General features: G+C 47.8%; 1 protein-coding gene. It reads left to right on the plus strand.

The annotated features are described in order from the left end of the window. The coding region (locus tag AB4371_RS21435; protein WP_372150636.1) for a hypothetical protein at positions 1–565 on the plus strand (565 nt) is incomplete at both ends.

A 565-nucleotide genomic window follows, 5' to 3' on the forward strand; every position in this document is an offset into this window, starting at 1 on the left:
GACATCGTCAAATCGATTGTGGTGACCTCAAGCGATTTAGATAACGATGTGGTGACGTCAACGGTCACTCTGACCATTACTGATGGCGATATTCCAACCATCGAATCCGTACCAAGCGTGACGCTATCAGAAACACAACTTGCCGATGGCTCGACACCAAGCGGCAGTGCGGTGAGCCAAACCGAGACTATCTCGTTTACCAACCAAAGTGATGATGTTGAGAAGCTCCGAATCGAACCAACTGAGTTCAATGTGGGTGGTGCGTTAACGTCGAACAACATTGCGGTTGAGCTTAAAGAAGACCCAGCAGACTCAGGCATCTATACCGGCTTTATTGATGACGGTGGAACGGACGTTCCTGTCTTCAGCTTAAGCTTCTCAGGTACTACGTTAGGCGAATACACCTTCACGCTACTTGAAGCATTAGACCATGCAGATGGTCTCGACAATAATGATCTGATCTTCGATTTACCAGTCTATGCCGTCGATTCTGATGGTGATGATTCATTAATGACTCCGTTGTCGGTGACCATTGGTGATGACGCCCAAATCATGGCGAACGGTA

It is taken from the genome of Vibrio sp. 10N.261.51.A3, from assembly GCF_041471965.1.
GTDB classification, from domain to species: Bacteria; Pseudomonadota; Gammaproteobacteria; order Enterobacterales; family Vibrionaceae; genus Vibrio; species Vibrio crassostreae_C.